Source organism: Albimonas sp. (genome assembly GCF_055129145.1).
The window spans coordinates 1-8,839 of sequence record NZ_JBSRTQ010000163.1 but is presented as its reverse complement, the minus strand read 5'-3'; the positions used below and the strand labels follow the sequence as shown (position 1 = coordinate 8,839).

The following is an 8,839-nucleotide window of genomic DNA, read 5'->3' as shown; positions in this document are numbered from 1 at the left end:
CGGCGGACGCGCGGCCCGGCCGAGGCCGCGCGCCCGTGCGGTTATTCGGGCTCGCCCTCGTAGATCGCGCGTTCGTCCACCGGAGCGACGCGCAAGATGTTGGTCGTGCCCGACATGTTGAACGGGATGCCCGCGACCACCACGATCCGGTCGGAATCCGATGCGAAGCCGCCTTCGCGCGCCGCCCGCGCCGCCGAGACCACCGCCAGCTTGAATCGCTCCACCTCATGGGTGGTGAAGCAGTGCAGGCCCCAGACCAGGCACATGCGCCGGGCGGACTTCGTCGAGGGGGTCAGCGCCAGGATCGGCACGCGCGGCCGTTCCCGCGCCATCAGCAGCGCCGTGGTGCCGCCATGGGTGAAGCAGCAGATCGCCTTCACGTCGGTGGTCTCGGCCACTTCGCGCGCCGCGGCGGCGATGGCGTCGGCGACGCGGGTTCGGGCGCGAGGGCGCAGCGCCTCCATCCGCACCCGGAAATGCGGGTCGCTCTCGGTGGTTTCGGCCACCGCGTTCATGGTGCGCACGGCCTCCACCGGATACTTGCCCGCAGCCGATTCGGCCGAGAGCATCACCGCATCCGCCCCGTCGTAGATGGCGTTGGCGACGTCCGAGACCTCGGCCCGCGTCGGCACGGGGGCGGAGATCATGCTCTCCATCATCTGCGTCGCCACGATCACCGGCTTGCCGGCCTGCTGGGCGGTGGCGATCAGACGGCGCTGGATCACCGGCACCGAGGTGATCGGCATTTCGACCCCCAGATCGCCGCGCGCGACCATGATGCCGTCGGCCTCGGCGAGGATCGCATCCAGCGCGGCCACCGCCGCCGGCTTTTCGATCTTGGCGATCACCGCGGCGCGGCCGGCGGCGAGGCGCTGCCCCTCCGCCACATCCTCGGGCCGCTGCACGAAGCTCATGCCCAGCCAGTCGACCCCCAGCGCGCAGACGAATTCCAGGTCCTTGCGGTCCTTTTCGGTCAGCGCGGGGATGTTGAGCACCACGTCGGGGACGTTGACGCCCTTGCGGTCGGAGATGACGCCGCCGACCATGACCTCGCAATCGGCGCTTTCGGCGTCGCAGCGGGTGACCTTGAGGCGGATCTGGCCGTCATTGACCAGCAGGCTCGCGCCTTCCTTGAGCGCCTCGAAGATCTCCGGGTGCGGCAGGCGCACGCGGGTGACGTCGCCGGGCTTGTCGGACAGGTCGAGGCGGAAGGCTGCGCCTTCCTCCAGCATCACCTTGCCTTCGGCGAAGGTTCCGACGCGAAGCTTGGGGCCCTGCAGGTCGGCGAGGATGGCGATGGGGCGGCGCAGCTCATGCTCGATCTCGCGGATGATGCGATGCAGCTGGGCGATGCCCTCATGCGAGCCATGCGACATGTTCAGGCGGAACACGTCGGCGCCGGCTTCGAAGAGGGCGCGGATGGTGGCCCGGTCCGACGAGGCGGGACCGAGGGTGGCGACGATCTTGACGTTGCGGAGGCGGCGCATTCGGGCTCCTCGCGGGCGGCTTCAGGCGCGTCCGACGCCGGTCGCGGGGATGCGGCCGGGGAGCGCCGGGCAGGGCTCGCCTACCGTATAACGGCGGGAATGGTGAATGTCCCGTTGCCACAGGCGCGCGGGGCCGGTGTTTTTCGCCGCGCCCCCCGAAAAGTTCTGCGGGCTCGGGGCGGCCCAAGCCGAACGGACGCAGACGTCCAGCCCGAACCGCCCGGCCCGAACCGCCCGGCCCGAACCGCCCGGCCCGAACCGCGGAAGCCGCGCGCCCGCCGCGGCGCCGGCGTCGCCGCCCCGCCCGCGCGGCGTTGGATCGAAGCGCCTGCGTCGCCGCCTCCCCGCCCCACGCGCAACCGCGAGTCTGCGGGCGGGTCAAGGCTCGCGAAGCGACCGGCGAAGCCGGCTTGGCCTTGACGCGGCCGGAGACTCGCACACGCTCGGACAAGGCCCCCCTGGGGGCCGTCTCGGCAAACCCGCGCCCTTGCCCGCCACCAGCGAAACGCCGGCCTCTCTCTGGGACGGCCGCAATCACGCTCCCCTCTCCCCTCGGGGAGAGGGTCAGGGAGAGGGGGCGCCCCGCAGGCCATTCATGGCCGGAGACATCGAAATGCCCGGCACGGGCGCCGCAGGGCTCCCCCCTTGTCCCGGGCCCTCCCGCCCCTATGCTCACGCCCGCAACCAACGGAGCGCCCATGCCCTCGATGCCTGCCTGCGAGATCGTCGCCCCGGACGCGGATCCGTCGATCCTGCTGCTCTGCGACCATGCCGCCAACACGGTGCCCTGGGAGATCAACGGCGGCGACCTCGGCCTGCCGCCCGAGGACATGGCCCGTCACATCGCCTACGACGTCGGCGCCCGGGCGGTGACCCTGGATCTGGCCGAACGACTCGGCTGCCCGGCGGTGCTCTCCACCTTCTCGCGGCTGGTGATCGACCCCAACCGGGGCGAGGATGACCCGACGCTGGTGATGAAGCTCAACGACGGCTCGGTGATCCCGGCCAACCGCCATGCGGGGGCGGACGAGGTGGCGCGCCGCCTCGCCGACTGGCACCGGCCCTATCACGCGGCCATCCGCGCGCGGATCGACCGGGCCGAGGCGATGGGGGTGCGCCCCGTCCTGATCTCCATGCATTCCTTCACGCCGCAGTTCCGGGGCCGCCCGCCCCGGCCCTGGCATGTCAGCGTGCTGTGGGACCGCGACGACCGGCTGCCCGCGCCGCTGCTCGCCCGGCTGCGCGAGGAGCCCGACCTGGTGGTGGGCGACAACGAGCCCTATCTCGGCGCGCTCGACGGCGACACGATGCATGTGCATGGCACCCAGCGCGGCCTCGCCCATGCGCTGATCGAGATCCGCAACGACCTGATCGCGACGCCGGAGGGTCAGGCGATCTGGGCCGAGCGTCTCGCCCCGATCCTGCGCGACGCACTGGACCGGGCGGCCGCGGGCGCCTAGATCCATGGGGCAGGCGCGCCCCGCAACCGCCGGGCGCGCCGGACAGGAGGATGCCATGGACGACGCCACCAGAACCGAACTGGAAGCCGTGCGCGAACAGCTCGAGGCCGCCGCCTTCCGCCGCCTGCTCGCCCATCTGAACGAGCGCTCGGATGTGCAGAACATCGACCTGATGAACCTCGCCGGCTTCTGCCGCAACTGCCTGAGCCGCTGGTATCAGGAGGCCGCGAACGCCGAGGGCATCCCGCTGGGCAAGGAGGACGCCCGCGAGATCGTTTACGGCATGCCCTACGAGGACTGGCGCGCGGCGAACCAGACCGAGGCCGCGCCCGACCAGAAGGCCGCGTTCGAGAAGAACCGTCCCTCGGACTGAGCCGCGCGCGCAACGGCATGGACGGGGGCCGCGCGACGACCGGCGCGCCGGTGGCGGCGGCCCTCCCGCGCGGCGCTTCGGCGGGGCGCGGGCGGCGACGCCGCGGGCCCGTAGGGCGGGTGCGAACCCGCCGTCGCCCCGGTCCGGCCTCGCCTCTCCGCTTGCGCCCTCGCCCGGCCAGGGACTGCGGCGGGCTGGCGCCCGCCCTACGCCCCCCTGCCTGCCCCCCGTTCCGCGCCCACCCGAAGGCCGCTTGCGGCCGGAGATGAAGGCTTGCCCGGAACGGGCGCCGCAGGCTTCCCCCGCGCCCCCGCCCGCGCCGCCCGCTTGAACCCGCCGCCCCCGCAGGCTATGCGCGGAACGACCCCGCGGGGTCGCGCGCCCCGGCCCCGGCCCGCGCACGCCCCCGCTCCCGATCCCGGCCCCGCCTGGCCTGACCCGAGAGCCCGCTCATGTCCGCCCCCAAGAAAGTCGTCCTGGCCTATTCCGGCGGCCTCGACACCTCGATCATCCTCAAATGGCTGCAGGTGGAATACGGCTGCGAGGTGGTGACCTTCACCGCCGATCTCGGCCAGGGCGAGGAGCTGGCTCCGGCCCGCGCCAAGGCCGAACTGCTCGGCATCAAGCCCGAGAACATCTTCATCGAGGACGTGCGCGAGGAATTCGTGCGCGATTTCGTGTTCCCCATGTTCCGCGCCAATGCGGTCTATGAGGGGCTTTATCTGCTCGGCACCTCGATCGCCCGCCCGCTGATCTCGAAGCGCCTGGTGGAGATCGCCGAGCTGACCGGCGCCGACGCCGTCGCCCACGGGGCCACCGGCAAGGGCAACGACCAGGTGCGGTTCGAGCTCTCCGCCTACGCGCTCAACCCCGACATCAAGGTGATCGCGCCCTGGCGGCTGTGGAACCTGACCTCGCGCACTTCGCTGATCAAATGGGCCGAGACGCATCAGGTGCCGGTGCCGACCGACAAGCGCAACGAAGCGCCGTTCTCGGTCGACGCGAACCTCCTGCACACCTCGTCCGAGGGGAAGGTGCTGGAGGATCCGGCCGTCGCCGCGCCCGACTACGTCTACCAGCGCACCGTCGACCCCGAGAAGGCGCCGGACGCGCCCGAGTTCATCGAAGTGGGCTTCGAGGCGGGCGACGCGGTCTCGATCAACGGCGAGGCGATGTCGCCCGCCACGCTGCTCACCGCGCTCAACGAATACGGCGGCAAGCACGGCATCGGGCGGCTCGACCTGGTGGAAGGCCGCTACGTGGGCATGAAATCCCGTGGCATCTACGAGACGCCGGGCGGCACGATCCTGCTGCAGGCGCATCGCGGCATCGAGCAGATCACGCTCGACCGCGGGGCGGCGCATCTCAAGGACGAGCTGATGCCCCGCTATGCCGAACTGATCTACAACGGCTACTGGTTCTCGCCAGAGCGCGAGATGCTGCAGGCGGCCATCGACCACTCCCAGACCCATGTCTGCGGCACGGTGCGGCTGAAGCTCTACAAGGGCAATGTCGACGTGGTGGGGCGCTGGTCGGACCGGTCGCTCTATTCGGAGGCGCATGTGACCTTCGAGGACGACGCCGGCGCCTATGACCAGAAGGACGCCCAGGGCTTCATCCAGCTCAACGCCCTGCGCCTCAAGCTGCTGGCCTCGCGGGCCCGCAAGCTGAAGGGCTGACCGGGGGGCCCCATAGGGCGGGCGCAAGCCCGCCGTCCCGCCGCCGCCCCCGGCCCCCCCGGCCCGCCCGAAGGCCCGGCCGGCGCGACATGGCGGGTTGGCGCCCGCCCTACGGCGAGGCTACCCGAACGCGCAACCGATGGGGCATGCGGGTTGGCCTCCGCCGGCGCTCCCGGGCCGGCCGGGTCGCCCGAATGCCCGGGCGTGAGGCGTGGCGGGTTTGCACCCGCCCTACGAAGCCCGCCGCTCCCGCCCGACATGGTGGGCTGGCGCTTCCCGAAGCCGTAGGGCGGGTGCGACCCCGCCTTCCGCAACGCCTCTCGCCCGGTCGGGGACGGAGGGTGGATCGCCGCCCATCCTGGCCGTAGGGCGGGTGCGACCCCGCCGCTCCCAACGCCCCCCGCCCGGGCGCCCGGTCGGCGCAATCCGCCGCGCCCGGCCGTCCCGGCTCAGGCGCCCGGGTCCTCCGGGGCCTTCGCCTCGCGCTTGAAGGGGTTGGCCTCGGGCACCTCGAAATCCAGCTGCATCTCGCCCTTCCGATAGGCGTCGGCCATGTAGCGAAACCCGTTCACCGTCATCCGCATCAGATGATCGCCCGCCTTGAACGGCGGATACTTTTGCAACGCCGCCTCCGTGCGGAATTTTTCGAGCGGCTGCACCACCTCGTGATAGTTCAGCCCGAAGAACAGCGGGCAGGAGAACCGCTCCCGCCCGATATTCACCACCCGGTGCTGGGTCGACTTGAAGCGGCCGCCCGACCACGCCTCGAAGATGTCGCCGATATTGACCACGAAGCAGCCTGGGATCGGCGGCGCCTCGATCCACACATCCTCGGCGTTCATCACCTGCAGGCCGGCCGAGCCGGTGAGCAGGATGGTGAAGCACTCAAAATCCGAATGCGAGGCGATGCCGACCACGTCCTTGGTCGCAGGCATGTCGTTGGGCACGTAGCGCAGGAGGCGCAGCTGCGAGGTCGGGCAGGTGACCTTGGCCCGCAATTCGTCCGCGTCGACCCCCAGCTCGAACGCCAGGCAATCCATCATCTTCAGGCCCAGCGCGAAGACGGCGTCGTAATAGCTCGACACCGTGTCCTTCCAGCCGGGGATGTCGGGCCAGATGTTCGGCCCGGTCATCCGCCAGCCGGCCAGATGATCGGGATGATCGGCCGGGGCCTCGAAGCCCATGTCCCAGGCCTCGTTGAAATTGATCCGCTTGGGGAAATCCGAGCCGTTCTCCTCGAACGGCACGTAGCCGCGGTGGTGGGTCGAGAAGCCGGACCACCACTTCATCTTGTAGCTGCGCGTGCGCCCGTGAAAATCCTGCGAGGCGGCGAGGATGCCGTCGACCAGCGCCTGCGGCACGCCATGGTTGGTGATGTAGAAGAAGCCCGAGGTCCGCGCCGCCTCGCCCAGCGCCGCGGCCACTTTCGCCACGCCCCCCGGCTCGCCCGAGATCAGCGGGCCGAGGTCGATCACCGGCAGGGCCGCATCGTCGAGGGTCAGGGCCCGCTGATCGGGGGCCGCGCCCTCGGGGGTCGCGGTCAGCGCGGGGGCTTCGGCAGGTCCGTCATGCATCGCAGGCTCCTCAGGTCGAATCGCCTGAAGTCTGCCACCAAGTCTGCGTTTTGACCAACAGCGAAGAACTGCCCTTGGTTTAAGCATTTTTGCGGAGCGTTTCGCCCTGGATGCAGGCGCCGCCCGACGGAAGCCCCGTGGCGCGCCGCGCCCGCCCCCTGCGCGCCCGCCAGGCATACGCAGCATTCCAAAGGCCCGGAGATCGTTGGCATGGCAACTGCATGACCCCTCGGGAAGCCGCGGCGCCAAAAGCCCGGATCGAACAACCGGGGCGCGCAGCCCCCGCCCGACAGGAGAGCCCGCCGATGACCATCCGTTCGCCCCGCCCCCCCCTCATCCTCGGTGATGCCGTCGCCGGCCTCAGCCGCCGCAGCTTCCTCCGCTCCACCGCCATCGCCGCGAGCGCGATCGCCGGCGCCTCCGCGCTCGGCGCGCCGGCGCTCGCCCAGGCGCGCAGCCTCAAGATCGGCTCCTACGGCGGCTATTTCGAGAATTCGTTCAAGGAGCACGTCTACCCCGCCTTCACCGCGGCGACCGGCATCGAGATCGAGAGCGTCACCCAGCCCAATTCCACCGACTGGCTGGTGACCATGCAGAACGCCGCCTCCTCGGGCGCGGTGCCCGCCGACGTCTCGCTCTACGCCCGCGACACCATGATCCGCGCCTCGCGCATCGGCGGTCTGCTCGCGCCGATGGACGCGAAGGCGATGCCGAACGCCGAAAGGCTCGAGTCGAAATTCCTGTTCGACAGCGATTCCGGCCTGCTCGGCGTCGGCGCGATGGCCTGGTTCGTGTCGATGGTGATCAACCCCAAGGTCGTCTCCGCCCCCGCCTCCTGGGCCGAATTCTGGGACGTGTCGAAATACGAGTCCTCGCTGGGGCTCAACAAGCTCTACAATTCCTACCTGCTCGACATCATCGCGGCGACCTTCTTCGAGGGCGCCGCCACCATGGGCACGAAGGACGGCATCCTCGCCTGCGTGGAGAAGGCGGTCGAGCTCAAGCCCTGCGTGGGGCTCTGGTGGTCGGCCGAATCCCAGATGGAGCAGGCGATGAAGAACGAGGACGTCATCGGCGGCATGTACTACCACGACGTCGCCGGGCTTATGGCCTCCGAGGGCTTCCCCATCGCCTCGATCTTCCCCAAGGAGGGCAACCCGCAGGACTACGGCTCCTGGTGCCTGACCGCGGGGTCGGAAAAGGCGGCGGAGGCGGCCGAGTTCATCAACTTCGCCTCGCTTCCCTCCACCCAGGCGCTGATGAGCCGCAAGATCGGCACCGCGCCGCTGCTGCCGCAGTCGGCCACCGACCTGACCGATGAGGAATTCGCCTCCGTCTCCGGCACGCCCGCGATCACGCCGGCCTACGAGGCCTATCTCGACAACGCCGAATTCATCAAGGAGGCGTGGGAGAAGATGCTGGCCGCGTAAGGGGGGCGGGCCGATGGCCGAGCTTCGCGTCGCAGGCGTCGCCAAGTCCTTCGGGCCGGGCCCGGCGGCGGTGGAGCGCATCGATCTGCGCTTCGCCGACGGCGAGCTGACCGCGCTGCTCGGCCCCTCGGGCTGCGGCAAGACCACGCTTCTGCGGATGATCGCGGGGCTGGAGACGCCGAGCGCGGGGCGGATCGAGCTGGGCGGGGCGGACATCACCGCCCTGCCCGCCCACAAGCGCCGCTTCGGCATGGTGTTCCAGAATTTCGCGCTGTTCCCGCATCTGTCGGTGGCGGAGAACGTGGCCTACGCGCTCGCGATCGACGGGGTCGCGAAGCCGGCGCGGCGGGAGCGGGCGGAGGCTTTGCTCGATCTCGTGCGCCTGCCGGGCCTCGGCGACCGGCGGGTGGGCGAATTGTCGGGGGGGCAGCGCCAGCGGGTGGCCATCGCCCGGGCGCTCGCGCAGGAGCCGGACGTGTTCCTGCTGGACGAGCCGATGTCCGCCCTCGACGCCCAGCTGCGCGAAGAGATGCAGGTGGAGCTGCGCCTGCTGCAGCAGAAGCTCGGCATCACCACCATCGTCGTCACCCATGATCAGCGCGAGGCGATGACCATGGCCGACCAGATCGTGGTGATGTCGAAGGGACGGGCCGAGCAGATCGGGCCGCCGCAGGAGGTTTATCGGAACCCCGCCAACGCCTTCGTCGCGGGCTTCATCGGCAAGGCCAACATGCTGCCCGCGCGGGCTTCGGGCGGGGCCGCCCTGCTCGGCTGCGGCGCCGCGCTGGCGCTCTCCCCGCCCGCCGCCTTTCGCGACGGGGCGGAGATCATGGTGG

Annotated in this window: 7 protein-coding genes; 5 read left to right on the top strand and 2 right to left on the bottom strand. The window is 70.8% G+C overall.

Annotation, left to right across the window (positions count from 1 at the left end; all coding sequences use genetic code 11):
• Positions 1–41: 41 nt before the first annotated feature.
• The gene (pyk, locus tag ACTB72_RS18520) at positions 42–1,487 is read right to left on the bottom strand and encodes a pyruvate kinase (RefSeq protein WP_463038490.1); all 1,446 of its coding nucleotides are present in this window, start codon (positions 1,485–1,487) and stop codon (positions 42–44) included.
• 698 nt (positions 1,488–2,185) lie between these two features.
• Here pyk and ACTB72_RS18515 point away from each other — a divergent pair.
• The 3 genes from ACTB72_RS18515 to ACTB72_RS18505 all read left to right on the top strand — a co-directional run bounded on the left by ACTB72_RS18515 (position 2,186) and on the right by ACTB72_RS18505 (position 4,999).
• Positions 2,186–2,947 (top strand): N-formylglutamate amidohydrolase, encoded by a 762-nt coding sequence (locus ACTB72_RS18515; RefSeq protein WP_463038489.1) that lies wholly within the window; start codon positions 2,186–2,188, stop codon positions 2,945–2,947.
• A 55-nt stretch (positions 2,948–3,002) separates the two neighbouring features.
• Positions 3,003–3,320 carry a DUF1244 domain-containing protein gene (locus tag ACTB72_RS18510; protein ID WP_463038488.1) on the top strand — a complete coding sequence of 106 codons (318 nt, stop codon included), beginning with the start codon at positions 3,003–3,005 and terminating at the stop codon, positions 3,318–3,320.
• 452 nt (positions 3,321–3,772) lie between these two features.
• A complete protein-coding gene (locus tag ACTB72_RS18505; protein WP_463038487.1) occupies positions 3,773–4,999 on the top strand; it encodes an argininosuccinate synthase in 1,227 nt (408 codons plus the stop codon).
• 449 nt (positions 5,000–5,448) lie between these two features.
• On the opposite strand, the gene ACTB72_RS18500 is transcribed toward ACTB72_RS18505, so the two are convergent.
• Positions 5,449–6,573 (bottom strand): isopenicillin N synthase family dioxygenase, encoded by a 1,125-nt coding sequence (locus tag ACTB72_RS18500; protein WP_463038486.1) that lies wholly within the window; start codon positions 6,571–6,573, stop codon positions 5,449–5,451.
• Positions 6,574–6,878: 305 nt separating this feature from the next.
• Between ACTB72_RS18500 and ACTB72_RS18495 the strand changes: the two genes are divergently transcribed.
• Positions 6,879–8,003 (top strand): ABC transporter substrate-binding protein, encoded by a 1,125-nt coding sequence (locus ACTB72_RS18495; RefSeq protein ID WP_463038485.1) that lies wholly within the window; start codon positions 6,879–6,881, stop codon positions 8,001–8,003.
• Positions 8,004–8,016: 13 nt separating this feature from the next.
• The coding region (locus ACTB72_RS18490) for an ABC transporter ATP-binding protein (protein ID WP_463038484.1) at positions 8,017–8,839 on the top strand (823 nt) is incomplete at its 3' end.